The following is a 25046-nucleotide window of genomic DNA, read 5'->3' as shown; positions in this document are numbered from 1 at the left end:
TATGGATAACCTAAATTACGGAATAATTGGAAACTGTAGAAGTGCAGCTTTAATTTCTAACACAGGATCATTGGATTGGTGCTGTTTGCCTCAATTTGATTCTACCTCAGTTTTTGCAAAAATATTGGATGATAAAAAGGGGGGGTCTTTTGAAATCATCACAAAATATAATTACGAGATAACTCAAAAATACCATCCTAATACGTCCATTTTAATTACGCGTTATTCAGATGGTGAAAATATTTTTGAGCTGCATGATTTCATGCCTAGATACCACAAATTGACTGGTAAGTATAATGCTCCACCTGAAATAGTTCGATATGTAAAGTACATTTCTGGAGCCCCAAAGTTCTCTGTGCTATATGACCCTAAATTAGAATATGCTATAGGTGAAACAGCTAATCACGTAAAAAATAACTTTATTGTCAGTTTAACGGATAAAGAAAAGTTTGATACATTGTTTTTATATACTTCTTTCAATAAGAATCAGGTGGTCAGTGGCGATGAAATTACTTTAAAAGAAGATGGTTATTTTTTAGTTTGTTATAACGAGAAAATTTTAAAGCCCAGCACTGAAAAGATGTCGCTTGAGCTAGAGCGCACGAAAATTTATTGGTTAGATTGGGTTGATAGAACTCCAACTTATAAAAAGTTCAATCCAGAGATTATTCGAAGCGCACTTACTTTAAAAATGCTCACCTATGATAAGACTGGTGCTGTATTGGCTGCACCTACCACATCTTTACCAGAAACTATTGGTGAAGTAAGAAATTGGGATTATAGATTCTGTTGGATTCGTGATGCCTCGATGGTAATTAAAGTGGTTTCTGAACTAGGACATAAAAATTCTGCCAAAAGATACTTACAGTTTATTATTGATTTAATGCCAGATAAAGATGAGAAGCTTCAAATCATGTATGGTATTAACAAGGAAAAGCAATTAACAGAACAAACCTTAGAGCATCTTGATGGTTATAAAGGCTCTAAACCTGTGCGAACCGGTAATGCTGCTTATGAGCAAAAACAGAATGACATTTATGGAATATTAATGGATGTTATATATGAGCAATTAAATAAATTTAGTAACGATATTGAAAATGGCGAAGAGCTTTGGAGTATCACCAAAGGTATTGTTTGGATAGTTAATAAACACTGGCAAGAACCTGATAAAGGAATTTGGGAATTTAGAGGTGAAGATCGTCACTTTACTTTTTCAAAAGTTTTATGTTGGGTAGCGATAGATAGAGCAATAAAAGTTGCCAAAATTTTCGGAAAACATCGAAAAATTGAACAATGGACTTCTATTGAACAAGAAATTAAAGCTGATATACATGAAAACGCTTGGAACGAAGATGTTAATGCTTTTGTTCAATCATATGGTTCATACGACTTAGACGCATCTGTATTATTGATGGAATCTTATGGTTTTGTTGATGCCCGTGACCCAAAATTTGTGAGTACTGTAAAAGCTATCGAGAAAGATTTAAGTAATGATGGCTTACTTTATAGATATAAAAATGAAGATGATTTTGGATTACCTTCATCTTCATTTACAATTTGTACTTTTTGGTTTATCAATGCACTATTCAAGATTGGCGAGGAAGAAAAGGCTCTAGCTCATTTTGAACAATTGTTAAGTTATAGCAATCATTTAGGGTTATTTAGCGAGGATATTGATTTTAAAACAAAACGTCTTTTGGGTAATTTCCCTCAGGCTTATTCGCACCTAGCTTTAATTGAATGTGCAATTAATTTTTCACGCAAACAGAGTGAGGCAAAAATTTTGGAATCTATCAGTTAATGTTTGATAAATTCCAATTGTTCTAGTCCCTTCTTTTTAATTTTTGCTATAAGAAGATTAAGATGCTCACTTGTCGTAAAAGGATTCATTAGACTAGTTCTTAAGAAAATCTTTTCATTTAGTTTCGTTTGAACTAAATAGAATTCGCCTTCTTCAAGTAATTCTTGTCTAATATTCTTGTTAATTTGATTCAACTGATTGTTTGAATAGTTTTCTTCTTTAAACCGAAAACACACAATATTCGACATCGGTGAAGTGGCCATTTCAAAATTAGCATTTTCAGTCAAATACTTTTCAAAGTCCTTTGCTAAGTCATATTGGCGCGTTACGAATTGATTAAAAACCTCTTGACCATAAAGCTTGAATAAAATATACCAATGCATGCACATCATAGTTTTAGTGCATTCAAAAGTCTTTTTACCACTGTTTATCCAATCATCTTCTTCAATATCATTGAGTAGGTAATCTGCTCTTTGACTAAAGGTAAGTTCAGCATGAATCTTATTTTTAAATAATAGTGCTGTGGTTATGGTGGGCATTAGCATCATTTTATGACCATCAATAACTACTGAATCTGAAGTAGAAATACCATTAAGAAGGTGTTCGTATTTATTAGAATAAATAGCAGCACCTCCGTGAGCACCATCTACATGAAACCAAAGGCCTTTTTCTTTTGCGAATTTTGAAATAGTCATTAAATCATCATAAGCCCCTGTGGCAGTTGAGGGTGCACTGCCCACAATGGCAAATATTTTAATCCCAGCGGTAATTGCATTTTGATAAGATTCTTCTAAAACAGAAGTATCCATAGAAAAATTATCCTGAGCAGGCACCTTAATGATTCCTTTTTCACCTAGTCCCATGATTTTAGCGGCACGATCGATACAATAATGGGCTTGTTCACAAACCATAACACCCAAAGGATCTGAATAACCTTCATTCCAAATGTCGTTTGAAATTTTTGCTTTCCGAGCAGATAATAAGGCTGTCAAGTTGGCCAAGGTTCCCCCGGAAGTTAAAAGCCCTCCAAAACCAGATTCATAACCTATTTTTTTACATATTTCATCAGTCACTACTTTCTCAATTGCTGAGGGAGCCATGCCCATTTCATACACTGCCATGCCGTTGTTAAGTAAGGCGCTAGCGAAGGCTGTTAAAAGGGTAATTGGAGCAGGAGCAGAAACTTGGTGTCCTACATATTTCGGGTGGTGAGTGTGTGTTGTACGTTTAATTACTTCAGGAAAGAAATCTTCATTCTCACCATTTTCTAAGAACGATTTCCAAAAATCTAATTCTTTTTCAGGCTCGTTCCAGTGAAGGGTTTTTAAAGCTTTCCCACTTGTCGTGTTTTGAATATGAGCCTTAATTTGTTTTAGAAGAATTAAAGAGTTCTTTTCAAATTCTTCTGGTGAGTATATTTTTTTAAAAAGTTCATCATTCATTTTATAAAATTAATGGCTTGATGATAACTGACAAAGTTGGAAACAAAAAAACCGCTCCTTAGGTGGAGCGGTTTCTCAAATTACGCTTCTAAAAGAAGCCATTATTTGAATTAGTCAAAGGTATACCCGTTATCCGCTGCTATTCTATCAGCAATTTGAGTTCGTAAGGCAACAACGTTGGGTTGATTTGTATATTTAGTGAAGCGCTTTAAGCCCATCAGCATCATTTTTTGTTCATCACCTTCAGAGAAAGAAACTATAGCTTCTTTTCCTTTTTGACTCACAATATCAGTAGCTCTGTATAAATAAAGCTTAGACATCGCTATTTGAGTGCTCTGCGCATCTTCACCGAATCTTTTTACATTTTTCTCTGTTCGTAAAATAGCAGATTCTGCTAAATACACCTGAATCAAAATATCAGAAGCTGCCATTAAAAGTTGTTGATGTTCTTCTAATTGAGGTCCGAATTTTTGAACTGCACTTCCCGCCACCATTAAAAAGACTTTTTTCAAACGTTTTACAAGGTCTTTTTCTTCTGCAAACAACACAGAAAAATCTGGAGTATCAAAAGATGGAATTCCCATTAATTCTTCTCCAACTGCCGTTGCAGGACCCAATAAGTCAACATGACCTTTCATGGCTTTTTTAACTAGCATGCCAACTGCTAACATTCTATTAATTTCATTGGTACCTTCATATATCCGAGAAATACGGGCATCTCTCCATGCAGATTCCATAGGAGTATCAGCACTAAAGCCCATACCACCAAATATTTGAATTCCCTCATCAGTTGTTTGTTGTACATGTTCAGAAACGGCAACTTTCAGAATGGAACATTCAATAGCATACTCTTCAACTCCTTTAAGTTCTGCTTCTTGATGAGTATTGCCAGCTTCTTCTCGCATAGCAATTCTGTCTTCAATATTCTTAGCTGCTCTGTATGAAGCTGATTCATCTACATAAACATTAGTAGTCATGTCAGCTATTTTTGCTTTTATGGCACCAAAATTCATAATAGGCGTCTTGAACTGAATTCGTTCGTTAGCATATTTAGTGGCTTCATTAACAACTCTTCGCTGAGCATCTAAACAGGCTGCAGCCAATTTTATACGACCTACGTTCAAAGCATTCATGGCGATTTTAAATCCATTTCCTTGCTCTGAAAGCATATTCTCAACAGGAACTTTGGTTTCGTTAAAGAATACTTGACGAGTGGAGGAGGAATGAATCCCTAATTTTTTCTCTTCGTCTCCTAAAGTTATCCCATTACTTGGGTCATTTTCAACAATAAAGCCTGTTATGTTTTTATCATCACCAATTCTTGCAAAAACTATAAAAAGATTACAGAAACCGGCATTTGAAATCCACATTTTTTGTCCTGTAATACTATAATGTTTTCCGTCTTCTGAAAGTACCGCTTTTGTTTTTCCAGAGTTAGCATCTGAACCAGCACCAGGTTCGGTTAAACAATAAGCTCCAAACCATTCACCAGTGGCCAACTTTGGCACATATTTTAGTTTTTGTTCTTCGGTACCATAAAGCGTAATAGGCATTGTGCCAATACCAGTATGTGCGCCAAATGCAGTGCTAAAAGAACCAGTTGCGCCAGAAATATAATCACAAACCAACATGGTAGAAACAAACCCCATGCCCATACCTTCGTATTTTTCAGGAACAGCAATACTTAAAAGCCCTAATTCCCCTGCCTCACGCATACATTCTTCTGTATATGCGTAATCTTTACTTTCAAAACGTTCCCAGTGTGACCAAAGTTTTCTATCAACAAATTCTTTAGTGCTTTCACGCATCATATTTTGTTCTTCACTCAAATCTTCCAAAGTGAATATATCTTCACAATCAACCTCTTTTACTAAAAATTGGCCTCCACGTAAAATCTCTTTTTTTAAAGTTTCAGTACTCATAGTAATAGTCGTTATTTCTTTTTCTTAGTTTAAAAATTCAAATATTCCGGCAGCACCTTGTCCCGTACCTACACACATAGTCACCATACCATGTTTACCTTGCATGTTACGCTTACGCATTTCATCAAACAACTGCACTGATAATTTAGCACCAGTGCAACCAAGTGGATGACCTAAAGCAATTGCCCCACCATTAGGATTAATGATATCCGGGTTAAGTCCTAACTCTCGAATTACGGCTAACGATTGCGATGCAAAAGCCTCGTTTAATTCAATTAACTCGATATCTCCTTGTTTTAAACCTGCTTGTTTTAATGCTTTTGGTACTGCAGCCACTGGACCAATTCCCATAATTCTAGGAGGTACTCCAGCCGCGGCATAATTTACTAAACGAGCAACTGGTTCAAGATTCAATTCTTTAACCATTTCTTCGCTCATAACCATGACAAAAGCAGCACCGTCACTTGTTTGAGAAGAGTTACCTGCAGTAACGCTACCATTAGCGGCAAATACTGGTCTTAGTCTTGCTAATGCTTCAATAGATGTTCCGGCCCTGGGCCCTTCATCTTTAGTAACTGTATATTTCTTTGAAGCCTTTTTACCATTTCCATCAACATAAGTTTGTTCCACATCAATTGGAACAATCTGGTCTTGAAAGCGATCTTCAGCTAAAGCTTTTAAAGCTTTAGTATGTGAGTTAAAAGCAAATTCATCTTGGTCCTCTCGCGAAACCTTATATTCTTGTGCTACAGCCTCAGCAGTGTTACCCATGCCCCAATAATAATCTTCATGACCAGACTTTACAATATCGTAGTTCAATTCAGTTTTAAAACCTGTCATTGGTACGGAACTCATACTTTCAACACCGCCAGCGATTATGCAATCTGCCATTCCAGCTTGAATTTTTGCTGTTGCGATACCAATAGTTTCTAGGCCCGAAGAACAAAATCTGTTAACTGTTACACCTGGTACATCAACAATATCTAATCCCATTAATGAGATTAAACGAGCCATGTTTAAACCTTGAGACCCCTCAGGCATAGCGTTACCAACAATTACATCATCAATACGTTTTTTATCGAAATCAGGAAGTTGATTTACTAAGTGAGAAATGGTTTCTGCAGCTAATTCATCGGCCCTTTTGAAACGAAATCCACCTCTACCAGACTTACCAACTGCTGTACGATATCCTTTAACTATATATGCTGTTTTCATTTTTTAATTTCTTAGAGGTTTACCAGTTTTTAACATGTGTTGGATACGTTCCAATGTTTTTCGTTCAGTACATAGTGATAAGAAAGCTTCTCTTTCTATATCTAATAAATACTGTTCAGAAACATAGCTAGGTTCAGATAAATCACCACCAGCCATAACGTAAGCCAGTTTATTTGCAATTTTCTTATCGTGTTCACTGATATACCTGCTTGCTTCCATTGAATCTGTTCCAACTAAGAACATACCTAGAGCCTGTTTACCTAAAACCTTAACATCTTTACGAGTAGGTGGCTGAGTATAACCAGCTTCTGCCATTAGTTTGGCATGAGCTTTGGCTGTTGCAATTTGGCGGTCTTTGTTAACCACTACAATATCTTTACCCTTTTGAAGTATTCCTAAATCATATGCTTCATAAGCAGAAGTTGAGACCTTTGCCATCCCAATTGTTAGAAAATACTCTTGTAAAACATTCAATTCAACATCACCTTTTCTAAAGGAGTCAGATGCTCTTAGTGCAAATTCTTTAGAACCACCACCACCAGGGATAACACCAACACCAAATTCCACTAAGCCAATATAGGTTTCAGCAGCAGCAACCACTTTATCTGCATGCAGGGAAAGTTCACAACCGCCACCTAATGTCATGCCGTGAGGTGCAGAAACCGTAGGAATAGATGAATAACGCATACGCATCATTGTATCTTGGAACATTTTGATAGCCATGTTAAGCTCGTCATATTCTTGTTCAACGGCCATCATGAAAATCATACCGATATTAGCCCCTACAGAAAAATTAGCAGCTTGGTTACCAATTACTAAACCTTGGTAGTCTTTTTCCGCTAAATCAATTGCCTTATTAAGGCCTGTCAAAACATCTACTCCAATCGTATTCATTTTAGATTGGAATTCAACATTCAAGATTCCATCTCCTAAATCTTCAATAACAACGCCAGCGTTTTTAAAGACTTCTTTTGATTTGCGTATATTATCTAATATGATGAATGAATCTTGACCTGGTATTTTGACCATTTCCTTTTTAGGAATATCATAAAAATATGTTGCGCCATCTTTTACAGAATAGAATGAAGAAACCCCAGCCTCTTTCATTTCAGCAACCCATTTTGCTGCTTCTTGATTTTCTGAGCCTATAAATTCTAAGCCCTTTTCAAGACCAACGGCATCCCAGATTTGGAAAGGACCATGTTCCCATCCAAAACCAGCTTTCATGGCATCATCTATTTTGTACAAGTCATCTGTTATTTCAGGAATTCGATGAGAAACGTAGGCAAATAACTGACCAAAACTTTTTCTATAGAACGCTCCTGCTTTGTCTTTACCACCTGTTAAAACTGTGAAACGGTCAACAACTTTGTCTATAGTTTTTGTCAATTCAAGCGTAGCAAATTTTGCCCTTTTTTTAGAACGATAGTCCATCGTATCTAAATCAAGCGTTAAAATTTCGGTTTTACCTTTGGCATCTTTAGATTTTTTATAAAAACCCTGACCGGTTTTACTTCCTAACCATTTGTTTTCCATCATGGTCGAAATAAAATCTGGTAAAGCGAACAATGCATGTCTTTCGTCTTCCTTGCAATTATCAGCAATTCCGTTTGCTACATGTACCAATGTATCCAAACCAACTACATCAACAGTTCTAAATGTTGCGGACTTCGGACGACCAATGACGGGTCCTGTAAGCTTATCTACCTCTTCAACAGTCATTCCCATTTCCTTTACAGCATGAAAAAGACTTTGGATACTAAAAATCCCTATTCTATTTCCAATAAAGGCCGGAGTGTCTTTGGCAATAACAGAGGTTTTACCTAAATATTGCTCACCATAACCATTCAAAAATTCTAAAACTCCGGTATCCGTTTTTGGACCAGGTATAATTTCAAAAAGTTTTAGATAACGGGCTGGATTAAAAAAATGAGTCCCACAAAAATGTTTCTGAAAATCGTCACTACGACCTTCGCTCATGAATTTAATTGGTATACCTGAGGTGTTTGATGTAATTAATGTTCCTGGAGTTCTATGTTTTTCGATACTTTCAAAAACTATTTTTTTGATATCTAATCGCTCGACAACCACTTCAATAATCCAATCTACCTTGCTGATTTTAGAAATATCATCTTCTAGATTACCAGTTGAAATTCTACCTGCAAATTTTTGGTGGTAAATAGGAGAAGGCTTTGATTTTAAAGCGGCTTTTAAAGAATCATTGACCAATCGATTACGAACTACTTTGTCTTTTAAGGTTAGTCCTTTTGCTTTTTCTTTATCGTTCAATTCTCTTGGAACAATATCAAGCAATAAAACTTCGACCCCAATATTGGCAAAGTGACATGCTATACCACTTCCCATGATACCTGAACCTATTACGGCAACTTTATTGATATGTCGCTTCATGAATATGCTTTGGATTAATTAGTTGTTGTTTTTCTATAAATGTTTTTATCTAAAATGAGTTTGTTTATGACACCAATTGTTTTGAAAAAACCGGCTAAATCATTCTCATCAATATCTTGTTTTACAGCGTCGTTGAATCTTAAAACGACTTCTTTAGAATCTTTTCTTTTACTCAAGCCTAGTTCAGTCAAGTGAATCAATACACCTCTACCATCATTAGGGTTAGGCTTACGAATTATATATCCTTTTTCTTCAATATTTTTTAGAATTCTTGAAAGACTAGTAGATTCCATTCCCATTTTTGGACCAAGAGCGGTACTAGGAGTACCTTTCTTCGGGTCAATACTTAATAATGTAAAGCCTAATGCCATGGTAAGTCCATAGTTTTTAGCTTCTTCATTGTACATTTTAATTACTGATTGCCATGTGGCTCGCAAGGCATAATCAATGGTCAAATCCTTCATAGAACAAAAATTCGACTGTAAATATAGTGAAAATTTATTATGCATGCATAATAAATTTGATGTCGAATTCTAAGAAATGAACCTTTTAATTATGATTTTTCCGTCTTCCGTTTTTTTAATTCCCCACCAATTATTGAAGAGAAAACAGAAGGGAGAATAGCTAGTGGCCCAAACACGGTTGGAACTAAAAATATGAGACTTGAGTCTTTTTTCTGGCTTATTTGATAAAGTGCGACACCTAACGCAATACACATGATAATTAAAAATACCACAGCGCTTACTAAAAGTGTTTTCTGATATTTCTTGAGTTGTTCTGTTGTGTATTTTTCAAAAGCCATTAGTGTCCGTATATATCATTATATAATGCAATATACTTTTCTTTTACGATTTTTCTTCGGAGTTTCATAGTTGGTGTTAAATGCCCATCATCAATACTCCAAACATCGGGTGTTAATCTAAATTGCTTAACCTTTTCCCATTTTGCGAAGTCTTCGTTAGCTGCATCAACTTCTTCTTGAATTCTCGCAATAATTTTATCATTAAGAACAATATCGGAATTTTCACCTACTGATATTTTATTTCTTTCTGCCCAAGCATACAGAAATTCAAAATTTGGTTGAATCAATGCAGCTGGCATTTTTTCACCTTCGCCAACCACCATAATCTGATCCACAAATCGAGACTGTTTAAAACGATTTTCTAATAATTGAGGTGCAACATATTTACCTCCCGAGGTTTTAAACATTTCTTTTTTCCTGTCTGTGATTTTCAGAAAACCATCAGCATCTATTTCACCAATATCACCGGTATGAAAATACCCATTTTTAAGTACTTCTTCCGTCTTTTTCTGGTCCTTGTAATAACCCATCATTACATTAGGTCCTTTACATAGTATTTCTCCATCATCAGCAATTTTTACTTCAACATCGTTAATAATACGCCCCACGGAACCAATTTTCCAACCCATACCATCTTCTTGATTTACTGAAATTACGGGAGATGTTTCTGTCAAGCCATAGCCTTCCATTACAGGTATTCCAGCAGCACCAAAAACACGACTTAGTCTAGGTTGTAGTGCTGCACTTCCAGAAACCATTGTGTTTAGGTTTCCTCCAAGACCTTCTTGCCATTTGCTGAAAATTAATTTCCTAGCAAGACCTAATTGTTTTTCGTACCACCAACCATTTGCACCATATGGCTCATATTTTAATCCTAATTCGACCGCCCAGAAGAATAGTTTTTTCTTAATCCCATCAAGCGCTGTTCCTTTAGCAATGATGGAATCATATACCTTTTCTAAAAGTCTTGGAACCACTGTCATAGTTTCTGGTTTAACCTCTTTAAGGTTATCGCTAATTTTATCTAAACCTTCGGCAAAATAAATTTGAATTCCACAGTATTGGTATAGATATAAAATCATTCGTTCAAATATGTGACATACCGGCAAAAAACTTAGTGCCTTGGCCCCCGCTTCAAAAGGTACTCGTAATTTACTTGCGATTACGTTCGATACGATATTATTATGAGATAACATTACACCTTTTGGTCTACCGGTTGTTCCTGAGGTATAAATTAAGGTAGCTAAATCTTCAGGTTGCACAGCAGCCATTCGTTTTTCAACCTCATCTTGGTTGCTATCATCTTTTCCTTTTTCTAAGACTTTAGACCAATGCTCGCAATTAGCTAATTCATCAAAAGAAAAAACATCTTTTAATTTTTTTAGCTTTCCACTAATTGCAAGGACTTTATCCAAGACCTCTTGACAAGAAACAAAGCAGTATTTAGCTTCAGAATGATTTAATACATATTCGTAATCATCTTCTGATATCGTTGGATATATAGGTACATTTTGAGCTCCTACTTGTAAAATTCCAATATCGCAAATATTCCACTCCGTTCTATTGGTCATGGATATAATGGCAACTTTATCATTTGGTTTTACGCCAAGTTTTAGCAAACCTCGACTTACGGCATTTGCTTGATTAATATATTCTTCAGTTGAAGTACTTATCCATTTACCATCTTTTTTACTGGTCAAAGCTTTTTGTTGGTTAAAATGTTCCTTTTGATAATAAGGAAAATCAAAGAGTCTAGTTACTGTTTGCATACTAAGTTTCTATTAAGAAATTGCAAAATAGGGAAAGGAAGCGGTAATTTAAAATGGCTTTTCTAAAAAAAAGACTAATTATTTGATAATCTAGCAACATAGCAGTTCTAATTTATTTCTGATACCTTTAAAAAATCACAAAATTAAAGTCCATTCGATGCGAAAACTAAAAAGAACAATCACCTTAGTTCTAATCTTAATCATACCTTATGTACTCTATATTTTCATATCAACTGGTTTTTTTAGAACAATAGAAAATACAACCAATTTTGAAGTATATAAGACCATAAACATTCCCGGTGTAGAAGATATCACCATTGATGAGGGAAAAGATTTTGGCATATTTATTTCTTATGACCGAGCTGGTGAACGTGAGGGGCAAGCCAAAAAAGGGGGTATATATGGTATGTATTTTTCAAAGGATGCTATTAGGGTCCAATCTTTGACGGATACTCATAAGAGGGAGTTGGCGCCGCATGGTATTAGTTTGATAGAAATTGATAGTACTAAACACCGATTATTTGTTATTAATCATGCCAAGGGAGAAAGTATTGAAGTCTATGATTTATTCCATAAAGACAGTCTGGTTCATGTGAATACCCTGCGTAATGAGCTCATTTATTCTCCAAATGATATTGTTGCTATCTCTGAGGATAAATTCTACGTAACCAATGACCATTATTATAGCAATACTATTGGTTGTTTGGCCGAAAACTACCTAGAGATTAGTAATTGTGAAACGGTTTACTTTGATGGTATAGATTATCGTGTTGTGGACAATGATTTGTCTTATGCAAATGGTATCAATTTTGATTATAACAGAAACTTAATGTTTATAGCCTCACCTAGAAGTTTTAAAATCAACGTATATAATCGACTGGCAAATGGAGATTTAAATTATATTGAATCTATTGATTGTGGAACAGGGGTTGATAATATTGAATTTGATAAGGAAGGTAATCTTTTGGTAGGATGCCATCCAAACTTGTTAGCATTTAGCTCATATGCTAAAGGTAATCGTGAATTTTCCCCTTCAGAAATTATTAAGATTAATTATCGCGATAAAGGAGATTATACGGTAAACTCAATTTATGTTAATGATGGTAAAGAAATGTCCGCTTCAACTGTAGCGCCTATTTATGGTGATTTAATGGTATTAGGTAATGTAATGGATAAGCACTTTTTGGTTCTTAAACAAAAAAATTCACATTAATCTTAAAGGTGTAATTTCATTCCTTCATGAGAAGCTATAAATCCAAGTTTTTCATAAAAGACTAATGCCTCTGGTCGCTTTTTGTCCGTTGTTAATTGTACCACGTGAGCCGCTTTGTCTTTGGCTTTAGAAATGGCCCATTTAAATAATTTTTGTCCTATTCCTTTTCCTCGATAATCTTCATGAACCCGAACTGCTTCAATTTGTGCCCTTATACCACCTTGATATGTCAGATATTGAATAAATGATAATTGTAATGTTCCAATTACTTTATTATTATCTTCAATTACTATTAATTCTTGATTAGGGTCATTTGTAATATTTTGAAATGCTTCATAATACCTGTCAGGTAAGGGGTTTTGATAATTTTCACGAAGCTTACCTAACTTATCATTTGCAATCATTTGGACTATTGCAGAAACATCAGATTTAATGGCATTGCGGATAGTCATTCCTTAAGAAATTCTTGATTTTATAAATTTAAATTGACCGTTGTGATTGGATTCATGCTCGCAAACATGGAACCATTTACAGTAGTTATTAGTGGGTCCCCAAGGAAAATTTTTATCAACGGACATTAACCATTCGTCATCTCTAGTCTTAAATTCTGCAAGCGTATATTCCCGAACCTTGGACATTTCTTCAAGGTAATAATCAAAGGGTTTTCCTTTAATCTCTTTGCGGGCTTGAGCCCCCAGACCAGAGGCTACTGACCATTTTTCTGAATCTTCTTTAGACCAATCTCCCCATGTCTTGTTCTCAAAAGTATGTATTTGATAAAAACGTTCAGTTGCAGCTAAATGCATAAGCATTGCTCCAATACTATTAGCATCATCATCGACCAAGTAATCAAGATCAGAGGCACTCATACCACGCACTGGTGAAAGAATAACCATACGCATCCAATTCATCATAGAGACCAAAGTTCCTATTTGCGGTGTATAACCTTCTTTTGGCCCTACTATATTTACATCACTATCTTGACTGTAACTATTTAAAGGTTGAAGATGTGGAGCTGCTATGACACTAGTACTAGCCAGGGCTCCAAGAGTAAATAGTGATGATTTTTTAAGGAAATTTCTTCTATCTGCGGTAAATAGTTGTTCTTTCATGGTCTTTGATTAAAGTTTGACCATTAATTTACGAATTCTTTACCACCCATTCTCTAGCATTAACAAAAGCTTGTATCCAAGGAGAAACTTTATCTTTTTGGCGGTTTTTTGGATAATGTGCCCAGTTCCAAGGAAAAATAGAACGCTCCATATGTGGCATAGTTACTAAATGCCTTCCTGTTTTATCACAAAGCATCGCCGTATTAAAATCACTACCATTCGGATTTGCAGGGTAGCCTTCGTAACCATATTTAGCTACAATATCGTAGTTGTCTTCAGATAAGGGCAAACTAAATTTACCCTCACCATGTGATATCCATACCCCTAAAGTGGTACCTTCTAATGAAGACAACATCACTGAGTTGTTTTGCTGAACTTTTACAGAAGTAAAATTACTTTCGTGTTTGCCAGAATCATTATAGGTCATCTTGCCGTGAATTTCATGCTCAGGATTGATTAAATCTAGTTCCATAAACAATTGACAACCGTTACAAATACCAACGGATAAGGTATCAGGTCTAGCAAAGAAATTATTGATTACTTTGTTGGCACGTTCGTTATATTTTATGGCACCAGCCCAACCTTTGGCGCTGCCAAGTACATCGGAATTAGAAAACCCACCTACGGCCCCTAAAAACTGAATATCTTCTAAAGTTTCACGACCAGAGATTAAATCGGTCATATGCACATCCTTTACATCAAAACCAGCTAAATACATCGCATTGGCCATCTCACGTTCGGAGTTACTTCCTTTTTCACGAAGAATAGCTGCTTTTGGCTTCTTTACTCCGTTTGATATCACTGGAATCAACCCATTAAAAGCGCTTGGAAAACTATAACTCAATTCTTGAGTTTTGTAATTTTCAAAACGATCATTTGCCAAGCCGTTTGACGTTTGTTTATTGTCTAATAAATAAGAGGTTTTAAACCATGAATCTCTCAGTGATGAGATATTTAGTCCTATGTCAACCCCATGATTCTTAATTTGTAATTCGTTGTTTTGTGTTACGTTACCTAGCGTGTAAAAATCTAATCCAGCTTTGCTCATCAAAGCTTCGATACCATTATCCTTGGATTGAATGACTACGCCGATATTTTCAGCAAAAAGGGCTTTAATGCTATCTTTTTCACCTAAGCCAGTTAAATCGAGTGCTGCGCCTAGATTGTTATCTGCAAAACATAACTCTAATAACGTAGTGATTAAACCCCCAGAGCCAATATCATGTCCAGCAATAATATGTCCTTTTCTAATTAGTTGCTGTAATGTATTAAAAGCCGTTTTGAAGTACGCGGCATTCTTTATACTTGGTGCTTCACTCCCAATACAATTTAAAATTTGTCCAAATGAAGAACCGCCGAGTTTAAAATCATCTTGAGATAAGTTAACATAGTAAATAGAACCTCCTTCTTTTTGTAGTACTGGTTCAACCACTTTAGTAAGGTCGTTACAATTTGCAGCAGCAGAAATTACAACAGTACCAGGAGCAATAACTTCTTGGTCTTTGTATTTCTGTTTCATTGATAATGAATCTTTTCCAGTAGGTACATTAATACCTAAAGCAATAGAAAAATCAGAAATAGCTTCTACAGCCTTATATAAGCGTGCATCTTCACCTTCGTTTTTACAAGGCCACATCCAATTGGCGGAAAGTGAAACCGATTGTAAACCATCTTTTAATGGCGCCCAAACCAAATTAGTTAGTGCTTCACCAATACTATTTCTACTACCAGCAACAGGATCTACCAAACCAGAAACTGGGGAGTGCCCAATACTTGTAGCTATCCCTTCTTTACCTTTGTAATCTAGTGCCATGACGCCAACATTATTCAAAGGTAGTTGCAGCGGACCAACGCATTGTTGTTTAGCAACCTTACCACCTACACAGCGGTCAACTTTATTGGTAAGCCAATCTTTACAAGCTACTGCTTCCAATTGCAATACCTTTTCTAAATATTCATGGAAGTTTTCTAAAGAATATTGAGCATCTTTAAATTCGAAATTGATAGTCGAATCTTTCATGATAGTTTTTGGTGAACTTCCAAACATATCAGAAAGGGCTAAATCCATAGGTTTATCCCCTTTTGTGGCAGACTCAAATGTAAAGCGATGTTCACCAGTAACATCACCTACCTCGTACATAGGGGACCGTTCTCTTTCAGCAATACGTTGAAGCAAAGCAGCATCTTCTTTGCCGATAACCAAGCCCATTCGTTCTTGACTTTCATTACCAATAATTTCTTTAGCCGAAAGGGTAGGGTCTCCTACTGGTAGTTTATCCAAATCTATATGACCACCTGTATCTTCTACTAATTCTGATAGGCAATTTAAATGTCCACCAGCGCCATGATCATGAATAGAAACGATAGGATTATCATGGCTTTCTACCATCCCACGGATGGCATTTGCCGCTCGTTTTTGCATTTCAGGATTAGAACGTTGCACAGCATTTAATTCAATTGCTGATTCAAATTCACCAGTGTCAGCACTAGATACTGCTGCACCTCCCATACCAATTCTATAATTATCGCCACCAAGAATTACAATTTTATCATCCTTTTTAGGGGTATCTTTTAAAGCTTGTTCAGCTTTGCCATAACCGATGCCTCCAGCCTGCATGATTACTTTGTCGTAACCTAATCGTTTATTGCCTTCTTTATGCTCAAAAGTGAGCACTGAACCAACAATTAATGGTTGTCCAAATTTGTTTCCAAAGTCCGATGCTCCGTTAGAGGCTTTTATTAAAATGTCCATAGGAGTTTGGTAGAGCCATGGGCGAGCAGGAAAGGCATGCTCCCATTCCCTTGAATTTTCTTCAAGTCTAGAATATGCTGTCATATAAACAGCTGTTCCAGCCAAAGGCAAAGAACCTTTACCACCTGCTAATCTATCTCTAATTTCTCCCCCAGAACCCGTTGCAGCCCCATTAAAAGGTTCAACTGTGGTCGGAAAATTATGAGTTTCTGCTTTTAATGAAAGCACTGAATTGAATTCCTCTTCCTCATAAAAGTCTGGTTTATCAGCAGTTTTTGGTGCAAATTGAACCACTTTTGGTCCTTTTACAAAAGCAACATTGTCTTTGTAGGCAGAAACAATGTCGTTTGGATATTCCGCTGAGGTTTTCTTAATCAATTTAAAAAGTGAACTTGGCATCTCTTGGCCATCAATAACAAAGGTGCCATTAAAGATTTTGTGGCGACAGTGTTCTGAGTTAACTTGGCTAAAACCAAATACTTCAGAATCCGTGAGTTTTCTCCCGATATTTTCAGCTAATTTTTCTAAATAAGAAACTTCATCATCACTTAATGCCAGACCTTCATGTTTATTATAAGCGGCAATATCTTCTATTGTTAAAATAGGTTCTGGAGTTACCTCAATGGTATAAATATCTTGTCCTAGTTCGCTATATTTTTGAAATAACATGGGGTCAAAATCAGCACTATCTGCTGCAATTGCTTTGAATTCTTCAATTCTAAGAATTCCTTCAATACCCATGTTCTGTGTAATTTCAGTAGCGTTGGTGCTCCAAGGTGTTACCATTGCAGCGCGCGGGCCAACAAAAAAGGCGTCAAGAGACGCCATGTTTATTTTGGGTTGTTCACCGAATAACCAGGTTAGTTTTTTTTCGTTTTCAGCTGTAATTTCTTGAGTAGTTTGGACCGCAAAAATTTTAGTTGCTAGGTCTCCAAAGAAATGAATCATATCGTTGCTTTCTTTTGCAGAATGGAAAGTGCAAATTTACAAATTTTCAATGCCTTTTTTAGTTTAAATCTATACAGTTTTTAACTAGTATTGTTGATAGTTTTCTATCCCTAATTTTCCTTTTAAAATTATTATTACATAAAACAGCCGATTTTATTTGGAAATTAGTTTGTTTAAATATGGATTCGCCAATTATGATGCATCGGAATTAAAAATCTAGTAAATATTTAAAAGTCAATTGAGTAACTGAAATTAAGTTGTTATCTTAAGCCAGCTAATATAAAGACCAACCTTCATGAGAACTTTTAAAACACTATTTTTTTTAATAGCAGTGAGTTTTGCAACTACTATTGCTGCTCAAAAAACTTATTCTAAAAAACAGATTGCCAAATTAAAATCTGAAGTGGCATCATTAGTTGAAGCAGAAAAAAAACAAGCACAGGTAATGGTCGATAAGATTTTTAGCTTTGCTGAACTTGGCTTTCAAGAGGTAGAAAGTTCTAAATATCTTACTGGAATTTTAGAATCAAATGGTTTCAAAATAGAAAATTCCATTTCTGGAATTCCAACAGCTTGGTTTGCAGAATGGAGCAACGGTGAAGGTCCAACAATTGCAATTGGTAGTGATGTTGATTGTATACCCAAAGCATCTCAATATCCTGGAGTAGCTTATCATAAGCCCATGGTTGAAGGTGCACCTGGTCATGGCGAAGGTCATAATTCGGGAATCCCTTTAAATATTTCTGCAGTTCTTGCCACCAAAAAAATTATGGAACGTGAAAATATAGGTGGAACTCTTATTGTTTGGCCTGGTATTGCTGAAGAATTGGTTGCTGCTAAAGCTTGGTATGTTCGTGATGGTCTTTTTGACGATATAGATATGTGCATTTTTACTCATGTTAGCAGTAATCTAAGCGTGAGTTATGGGCCCGCTCGTGGAACTGGATTAATTTCTGTAGAATATTCTTTTGAAGGGGAGGCTGCGCACTCTGCAGGATCACCTTGGAGAGGACGAAGTGCTTTAGACGCTGCAGAACTTATGAATATTGGTTGGAACTACAAAAGGGAACATTTACATCCTTTAAGACGTTCTCACTCTATTTTTACAGATTCTGGTGATCAGCCCAATGTTGTTCCTTCAAAGGCATCAATCTGGTTTTATTTTAGAGATATTGAGTATGAAGGAATTATGGATATGTATGCTACTGCTAATGATATGGCTAAAGGTGCAGCTTTAATGACAGGGACAACTATGACTTCAAGAGTATTAGGTGCTGCTTGGCCACGTCACTTTAATAAGGTGATTGCTGAAACCATGTATGAGAACATCAAGACCGTCGGCTTACCTATGTGGTCTGAAGCAGACCAGACGTTAGCCAAAGCAGTTCAAACAGAAGTAAATTCTAAAAAGATAGAAGGATTAGCAACAAAATTAAGTCCTATTGGTTTACCAGTGGTTAACCCAGTAAGTGGAGGATCTGACGATATTGGTGATATTTCATGGAAAATACCTACAGTAACAATGCGTTTTCCGTCAAACATTCCTGGTTTACAGGGGCATCATTGGAGTAATGCTATAACAATGGCAACGCCTATTGCTCATAAAGGTGTTGTTGCAGGTGCCAAGGCTGAAGCAATGACAATCATAGATTTTTTAACAAAACCAAAATTGTTAGCTGAGGCCTGGGATTATTTCAAAAATGAACAAACGAAGGAAACAAAGTTTGAGCCTATGATCTCTGCGGATGATATGCCGCCAATCTATTTGAATAAAGATAAGCAAGATGAATTTCGCTCTGAATTAGAGAAATTCTATTATGATGAAACTAAATTCGATACGTATTTAGAGCAATTAGGTGTTGAATATCCGACGATTAAAAAGGATTAACTCTTAACCATTAGAGCCATATAAAATCCATCAAAACCATGTTCTGAGGCATAAATATTTTGGTCTTTTTCCAATTTAAAATTTTCCCCTTCTTCAGACGCTAAAAATGAGTTTACTTGATTGACATTCTCATCTGGTAATACTGAACAGGTGGCATATACCATTTTACCACCTGGCTTTACCATCTTGGAATATTTACGCAGAATATCGTTTTGAACGCCCATGATTTTATCTAAAAATTCAGGTTGTAACTTCCATTTTGAATCCGGGTTGCGACGTAAAACTCCTAAACCAGAACAAGGTGCATCTAATAACAACCTATCGGCTGAATTATGTAATTTTTTAATAACCTTTGTAGATTCTATAGCTCTACCTTCAACATTATGTACACCATTACGTCGAGTTCTAACCTTTAATTTTTTAAGTTTACTTTCATAAATATCCATGGCAATAAGCTGTCCTTTATTTTCCATTAAAGAGGCTAGGTGAAGTGTTTTACCACCTGCACCAGCACAGGCATCAATTACACGTTGACCAGGAGCTACCTCTAAGTAGGGGGCTACCAATTGTGATGAAGCATCTTGTACTTCAAACCAACCATTTTTAAAAGCCTGTGTAACAAACACATTTTTACGAACTACGAGCTTTAAAGCATCTTTAACTCCTGAAATTGTTTCTGTTTCAATTTCCTCTGCTTTAAGTGCTTGACGTAGTTTTTCTTTGGTAGTTTTAAGCGTATTTGTTCTTAAAATTACTTCTGCTTGAGCATTAAGGGCAGCTATTTCTTTAGTCCATAGTTTATCACCTAAAGCTTTTTCTCCTAAATCATCAATCCAATCGGGAATAGATTCACGGTATTTTCTAATTTTAGAAAGTTCATCAAAACGCCCTTTAATACGTCTTTCCGGTGTTTCTTCTAATTGTTTCCAATCAGGTAATTGTATTCCTTTTAAAACGCACCAGACGGCAAAAAGACGGAATAAATTTTGTCTAGAATATGGGGAGTTTACTTCAGCTATTTCGGCATAAAGTCTTTTCCACCGTACAATATCATAGGTGGTTTCAGCAATAAAACCTCTATCACGTGCCCCCCAACGTTTATCATATCGTAATACTTTTTCAATTACTTTATCAGCATATTCGTTTTCATTAAATATCATGCCAAGGGCATCAATAACAGCAAAGACCAAATTTCTATGTAAACGCATGGTTTTTAAATAAGGCTGCAAAGGTAGGGTTTGTTCCTTATTTTTGATACTATGAAGAAATACTTATTATTCAGTGTCATCGGCTTTAATGTTTTGAGTTGTCAAGATCCGCAAGAATCGCATAAATATAGCACCGTAAAGTTGGAGTCAGTGTTTCAGGATTCAGTTAGTATTCGAGCTATCGAGTTTTTAGATCAACAAACTTTGGCTTTTGCTGGTAGTAACGGAATGTACGGTACCGTTGATGTCACTTCTGGTAAGGTGAGGACTAATGTTATGCAATACGATACTATTATTCCCCAATTTAGGGCTGTAGCGCATACGACAACGGACTTTTTTATGCTTTCTATTCAAAGTCCAGCATTGTTGTATAAAACAGGTGATAATGGAAAAATGGAATTGGTTTACAAAGAAGAAGGCGAGGGTGTATTTTACGATGCAATGAAATTTTGGAATGATAAAGAGGGTATTGCTGTTGGTGATACTTTTGAAGGATGCTTATCAATTATAATTACGAGAGACGGAGGTTATACCTGGCAAAAAATTTCTTGTAATGAATTACCTAATGAGATTGATAAAGAAGGAGCTTTTGCCGCTAGTAATACAAATATTGAATTAATAGGGAATAAGGTTTGGATTGCTACAACCTCAGGTCGTGTCTTTTATTCTGATGATAAAGGACATTCATGGATTTCTCTAGAAACTCCAATTATTAAGGAAAAAGAAACTCAAGGAATGTATTCGATAGATTTTTATAATGAAAACCTTGGTTTTGCGATTGGTGGGGATTTTACGGCGCCTAACGCCAATGAAGCGAATAAGATATTAACTGAAGATGGTGGAAAAACGTGGCAATTGATTGCTAATGGAATGGCACCTGGGTACAAAAGTTGTGCACAGTACATACCAAATGCAGGAGGTAACGATTTATTGGCCGTTGGATTTACAGGAATTGATTATTCAAATGATGGTGGTTCTTCTTGGAAGACCTTGAGTGAAGAGGGATTTTATACAATCCGGTTTTTAAATGATAGTGTTGCTTATGCGGCTGGAAGAAATAGAATTTCGAAACTTACTTTTAAATGAGAATAACAAATTAAGCCATTTTAGACTTGTTTCTTTTTGTCTTAAAAGTTAAAGCTTTCTTTACTCTAGAATTTTTAAACATATACAAACGAGCAACTTTATTAGTTTCAGTTGTAGACTTTTCAATTGTTATTGTTAACTCAACACCATTTGTTATAGTTTCAACCTTAACTTCTTTAGAAGTACTTTGTGCCATTGCTCCAATTGTTAAGTAGAAAATGAAGATAAAGGTTATAACTGTTTTCATGTCTTGGGTTATTTTTACAATGTAAAATTAACCCAGGCCCTATTCTCAAAGGGATTTTGGTCGTTTAGCGATTAAAAATAATCGTTAACTGACATAAGTCTAGATGAAGTGTATTTTATCCTCGACAAACGTTTTTTAGCACTTTTACACTTAACCGAAACTGCGTGCATTTAATCGAAGGAGTCCAATTAATCTCATTCAAAATATTCCCAAGAAGGTCAAAAAAGTAACTTTTTTGAAAAGTGGTATGCCATTTTTTTGGTTTTTATTTAACATACTATCGCGCAAGTTTAAAAATAGAAGAACATCTAAAAAAGAGCAAACCCAATAAATATAATGACAAATGAAAAGTAATATACTTAGAATAACCACAATAGTATTCGGAATTACCATGATTACCTTTCAAAGTGCTTGCGCACAATCAAATAATAGAGAGAGAGGACAAGAACCACCAAGTTTTAGTGAGCTTTTAGAAATGATGGATAAAAATAAGGATGGAAAACTTGCAGAGAGTGAAGTAAAAGGTCCTTTAAAAGATCATTTTAAAAAGATTGATGCGGATGAAGATGGTTTTATCACAGAAGAAGAAATGGAAAAAGCACCAAAGCCTAAAAGAAGAGAAAGAAATAAATAGCAATTCCAAAGGTTTAAGTTACGCTTAAACCAATAAAAATTTATGGTTTGGTTGATTGGTTGGAGTTAAAGGCTTCATGAGAAATCGTAAAGCTTTTTTAAGATATTTAGCCATTAAGAAGCAACTGACCTAAAAAAAAGTATGATGATAAAACCTAAAAACTTTTTATTAACCCTAATTATTTTAGTTTGTTTTTGCGCCTGCAAAAATAAAAATCATGAACATGGCGAACATACTCATGTTCATAATGAGGTAAGCAATTTAGATGATCAAAATTATTTTGATGAATATATGCTATCTGATCAAGTATATGGAACTAAGACTATTGTAACCATTACTGAGACGCAACGAATTATGGTTACTAATTCTTTACCAAATCATAATACAGGGAAATTTCCAAATGAAGGTAATCCAAATACGATTGCCGCTCAAAATAGAAAATTTGAGTTTCCGTTAAAACCGGTTTTTGTTGGGAAGCCAACATGGATTAGAGAGCCAGGTATTGCAATTAATGGCATTAAGTTTGAACCCGGAACAGGGGAGGTTGTTCAATGCGAATCTGGTGAAAATTATCGAGTAGAAGCTTTTCAAGATATCATTGATTTAGGTCTTGATTTTAACAATGCTCATGTCCAGCCAACTGGCGCTTACCATTATCATGGCGCACCTGTTAGTATCATTGAAACGATGGAGAATTTAGAAGATTTGGTACATATTGGTTTCGCGCATGATGGTTTTCCTATTTATTATTCTAGAAGTGGTAAATATAAACCTAGCTATCGTTTAGTTGAAGGTATTAGAGAAGGTGAAGATTGTTCATATGAACGACCCGGTATTTCAGTTGAGGTTGCAGATGGAGGACATCATGACGGTACATTTAATTCGGATTTTGAATTTGTTGATGGTTTAGGTGATTTAGATGAGTGTAATGGAATTACCATTGACGATGAATATATGTATTTAGTCACTTCAGAATTTCCATATGTAAGTCGTTGCCTAATGGGTGCTTTTGAGTCAAACCAAAGAGGAGGTCCACCACCTAATCGGCCCGCTGGAAAACCAGACTTGAATGAATTATTTGAACAAATGGATATCAATAAAGATGATAAAATTACAGAGGCAGAAGCCGAAGGTCCATTAAAACAAATGTTTAAATCGGTAGATACTAATAAGGATGAGTTTTTATCAAAAGAAGAATTAAAAAAACATCTTAATGATTACGATAGTAGACCAAAAAGGTAACCAGTAACTATAATGAGGATGATGAGAAAGTGTATTGTGATTTTAAGTATAATTGGAGGGATTTTATCTAGTTTTTCGAATTACAATGATATGTTCAGTAATGATACTACTAAGTTGAAAAACGATAAAGTGACTTATAAGATAAGTCAAGATGAAACTAATTTTTATCTAAGTATTAATACTAGAGACCCTAAAACTATGATGGCTATGCTCAACCTGGGCGTAACTACTTTTTTTGATATCAAAGGAAAAAAGAAGCAAAACGTTTATGTGAAGTATCCATCAGAACCTTTAAAGCGTGGTTTTGGTAGGCAAGAAAAACGTCAAAGAGGAGGGGCTAGACCTAATGAAAAACCTCGAGGAGAAGATTCTAAAAAAGAAGGTAATGATATCAAAAATAAAGTCAAAGAGATTTTAGAAAATGATTATCCTCAAGAGGCAGAGTATAGCTATTTCAAAGATTCGGAAGAGTTTCATGTAATGTTTAAAACGCTAAACATTGCACCGAAATTTACTTTTAATGAGGAACAAACTGTGTTATTTTATAACCTGGTTGTTCCAAAAACATTATTAATTAAAGACTCTGAAAAGAATTTTGAAAAGTTAACAATTGGTGTTAAAACTATTAAAGAGAAAATTGAAAGAGATAATGATGGAGGCTTAAATGGAAGTCTAGGTGGAATAAGTCTTGGAAGCGCGGGTCAAAGAGGTGGAAATCAAAGAGGTGGAAATCAAAGAGGTGGTGGTCAACGGGCAGGCGGACAAAGAGGCGGTGGTCAGGGTGGACAACCAAATGATAATCCATCAAAAGATGTTCTTTTAGACTTTTGGTTTGCTTTAACTACTAACACTGAATAAAAAAAGGAGCGATAAAAATCGCTCCTCTATGTTTTTATTGACGCTTAAGAATTATACGTTTACAATCACGTAGTTACGACCTGATTTTTTATACCAAACTCCTTTATATCTATAGAGTTTTCTGCCGTTAATTACTACAAGTTTTTTTCCTCTAGGTAATTTTCGCACTTTCAGGCCAACAGGGGCTCCAACCACCACATATTTTCTACCTCTTGCTTTGTACCATACACCATCAGCAAAATAGAAGTTGGTCTTTTTATGAACTATAATTTTAGGTTTTGTAACAGCAGTAACAACCGTTCCATGAGTGGGGTAGACTCTAACTACTTTTTTTTGAGCGTTCGAGATGAACATCGCACTTAAAATTGCGATTGCTGCTAAAAATGTTTTTAAATTTTTCATAACGTAGATTTTAATTGGGTTTCTATATCTATGACTACGTTTTGGTACTAGGGTTTAATAAAAAAAGGAGCCATTTGGCTCCTATTTAGTGCTATT

The 25046-nt window shown here is 35.5% G+C and carries 20 protein-coding genes; 7 read left to right on the top strand and 13 right to left on the bottom strand.

What is annotated here, in order from left to right; all coding sequences use genetic code 11:
* Position 1 precedes the first annotated feature (1 nt).
* Positions 2-1801: a glycoside hydrolase family 15 protein gene (locus RM520_RS09785; RefSeq protein WP_311387892.1), complete on the top strand. Its 1800-nt coding sequence runs from the start codon at positions 2-4 to the stop codon at positions 1799-1801.
* Here RM520_RS09785 and RM520_RS09780 read toward each other — a convergent pair.
* The 7 genes from RM520_RS09780 to RM520_RS09750 all read right to left on the bottom strand — a co-directional run bounded on the left by RM520_RS09780 (position 1798) and on the right by RM520_RS09750 (position 11360).
* On the bottom strand, positions 1798-3243 hold the full coding sequence (locus tag RM520_RS09780; protein WP_311387891.1) for a pyridoxal phosphate-dependent decarboxylase family protein: 1446 nt from the start codon (positions 3241-3243) through the stop codon (positions 1798-1800). The two genes, RM520_RS09785 and RM520_RS09780, sit on opposite strands and share 4 nt — an antisense overlap.
* A gap of 110 nt (positions 3244-3353) precedes the next feature.
* Positions 3354-5165 carry an acyl-CoA dehydrogenase FadE gene (locus RM520_RS09775; protein WP_311387890.1) on the bottom strand — a complete coding sequence of 604 codons (1812 nt, stop codon included), beginning with the start codon at positions 5163-5165 and terminating at the stop codon, positions 3354-3356.
* Positions 5166-5189: 24 nt separating this feature from the next.
* On the bottom strand, positions 5190-6380 hold the full coding sequence (locus tag RM520_RS09770; RefSeq protein ID WP_311387889.1) for an acetyl-CoA C-acyltransferase: 1191 nt from the start codon (positions 6378-6380) through the stop codon (positions 5190-5192).
* A 3-nt stretch (positions 6381-6383) separates the two neighbouring features.
* Entirely contained in the window at positions 6384-8789 is a 2406-nt protein-coding gene (locus tag RM520_RS09765) for a 3-hydroxyacyl-CoA dehydrogenase/enoyl-CoA hydratase family protein (RefSeq protein WP_311387888.1), read from the bottom strand.
* A gap of 14 nt (positions 8790-8803) precedes the next feature.
* Entirely contained in the window at positions 8804-9253 is a 450-nt protein-coding gene (locus RM520_RS09760; protein ID WP_311385527.1) for a MarR family winged helix-turn-helix transcriptional regulator, read from the bottom strand.
* An 89-nt stretch (positions 9254-9342) separates the two neighbouring features.
* Entirely contained in the window at positions 9343-9591 is a 249-nt protein-coding gene (locus tag RM520_RS09755; RefSeq protein WP_311387887.1) for a hypothetical protein, read from the bottom strand.
* Positions 9591-11360: an AMP-dependent synthetase/ligase gene (locus RM520_RS09750; protein ID WP_311385525.1), complete on the bottom strand. Its 1770-nt coding sequence runs from the start codon at positions 11358-11360 to the stop codon at positions 9591-9593. The genes RM520_RS09755 and RM520_RS09750 overlap by 1 nt, the downstream gene beginning before the upstream one ends.
* A 157-nt stretch (positions 11361-11517) precedes the next feature.
* On the opposite strand from RM520_RS09750, the gene RM520_RS09745 reads away from it, so the two are divergent.
* Positions 11518-12573: a hypothetical protein gene (locus RM520_RS09745; protein ID WP_311387886.1), complete on the top strand. Its 1056-nt coding sequence runs from the start codon at positions 11518-11520 to the stop codon at positions 12571-12573.
* Between the two features lie 2 nt (positions 12574-12575).
* On the opposite strand, the gene RM520_RS09740 is transcribed toward RM520_RS09745, so the two are convergent.
* The 3 genes from RM520_RS09740 to purL are packed head-to-tail and all read right to left on the bottom strand — an operon-like array spanning position 12576 to position 17385.
* On the bottom strand, positions 12576-13025 hold the full coding sequence (locus RM520_RS09740) for a GNAT family N-acetyltransferase (protein ID WP_311387885.1): 450 nt from the start codon (positions 13023-13025) through the stop codon (positions 12576-12578).
* A gap of 3 nt (positions 13026-13028) precedes the next feature.
* Positions 13029-13685 carry a DinB family protein gene (locus tag RM520_RS09735; protein ID WP_311387884.1) on the bottom strand — a complete coding sequence of 219 codons (657 nt, stop codon included), beginning with the start codon at positions 13683-13685 and terminating at the stop codon, positions 13029-13031.
* 28 nt (positions 13686-13713) lie between these two features.
* Positions 13714-17385, bottom strand: a complete 3672-nt coding sequence (purL, locus tag RM520_RS09730; protein WP_311387883.1) for a phosphoribosylformylglycinamidine synthase — start codon at positions 17383-17385, stop codon at positions 13714-13716.
* Between the two features lie 295 nt (positions 17386-17680).
* Here purL and RM520_RS09725 point away from each other — a divergent pair, with 295 nt between their 5' ends.
* Positions 17681-19273, top strand: coding sequence for a zinc-binding metallopeptidase family protein (locus RM520_RS09725; protein WP_311387882.1), 1593 nt, complete (start codon positions 17681-17683; stop codon positions 19271-19273).
* Here the strand turns inward: RM520_RS09725 and RM520_RS09720 are convergent.
* Positions 19270-20481: an RsmB/NOP family class I SAM-dependent RNA methyltransferase gene (locus RM520_RS09720; RefSeq protein WP_311387880.1), complete on the bottom strand. Its 1212-nt coding sequence runs from the start codon at positions 20479-20481 to the stop codon at positions 19270-19272. The genes RM520_RS09725 and RM520_RS09720 overlap by 4 nt on opposite strands.
* A 51-nt stretch (positions 20482-20532) precedes the next feature.
* Here RM520_RS09720 and RM520_RS09715 point away from each other — a divergent pair, with 51 nt between their 5' ends.
* Positions 20533-21567 carry a WD40/YVTN/BNR-like repeat-containing protein gene (locus RM520_RS09715; RefSeq protein WP_311387879.1) on the top strand — a complete coding sequence of 345 codons (1035 nt, stop codon included), beginning with the start codon at positions 20533-20535 and terminating at the stop codon, positions 21565-21567.
* 10 nt (positions 21568-21577) lie between these two features.
* Here the strand turns inward: RM520_RS09715 and RM520_RS09710 are convergent, their stop codons facing one another.
* Positions 21578-21814, bottom strand: coding sequence for a hypothetical protein (locus tag RM520_RS09710; RefSeq protein WP_311387878.1), 237 nt, complete (start codon positions 21812-21814; stop codon positions 21578-21580).
* Positions 21815-22157: 343 nt separating this feature from the next.
* On the opposite strand from RM520_RS09710, the gene RM520_RS09705 reads away from it, so the two are divergent.
* The 3 genes from RM520_RS09705 (at position 22158) to RM520_RS09695 (ending at position 24548) form a co-directional block, all read left to right on the top strand.
* Positions 22158-22448, top strand: a complete 291-nt coding sequence (locus RM520_RS09705) for an EF-hand domain-containing protein (RefSeq protein ID WP_311387877.1) — start codon at positions 22158-22160, stop codon at positions 22446-22448.
* Between the two features lie 144 nt (positions 22449-22592).
* Positions 22593-23690 (top strand): YHYH protein, encoded by a 1098-nt coding sequence (locus RM520_RS09700; protein ID WP_311387876.1) that lies wholly within the window; start codon positions 22593-22595, stop codon positions 23688-23690.
* An 18-nt stretch (positions 23691-23708) separates the two neighbouring features.
* A complete protein-coding gene (locus RM520_RS09695; RefSeq protein WP_311387875.1) occupies positions 23709-24548 on the top strand; it encodes a hypothetical protein in 840 nt (279 codons plus the stop codon).
* Between the two features lie 51 nt (positions 24549-24599).
* Here the strand turns inward: RM520_RS09695 and RM520_RS09690 are convergent, their stop codons facing one another.
* Positions 24600-24950, bottom strand: a complete 351-nt coding sequence (locus tag RM520_RS09690) for a DUF6515 family protein (protein WP_311387874.1) — start codon at positions 24948-24950, stop codon at positions 24600-24602.
* Between the last annotated feature and the right edge of the window lie 96 nt (positions 24951-25046).

This window comes from Croceitalea vernalis (assembly GCF_031846405.1).
Taxonomy (GTDB): Bacteria; Bacteroidota; Bacteroidia; order Flavobacteriales; family Flavobacteriaceae; genus Croceitalea; species Croceitalea vernalis.
This window is presented reverse-complemented; position numbering and strand designations above follow the sequence as displayed.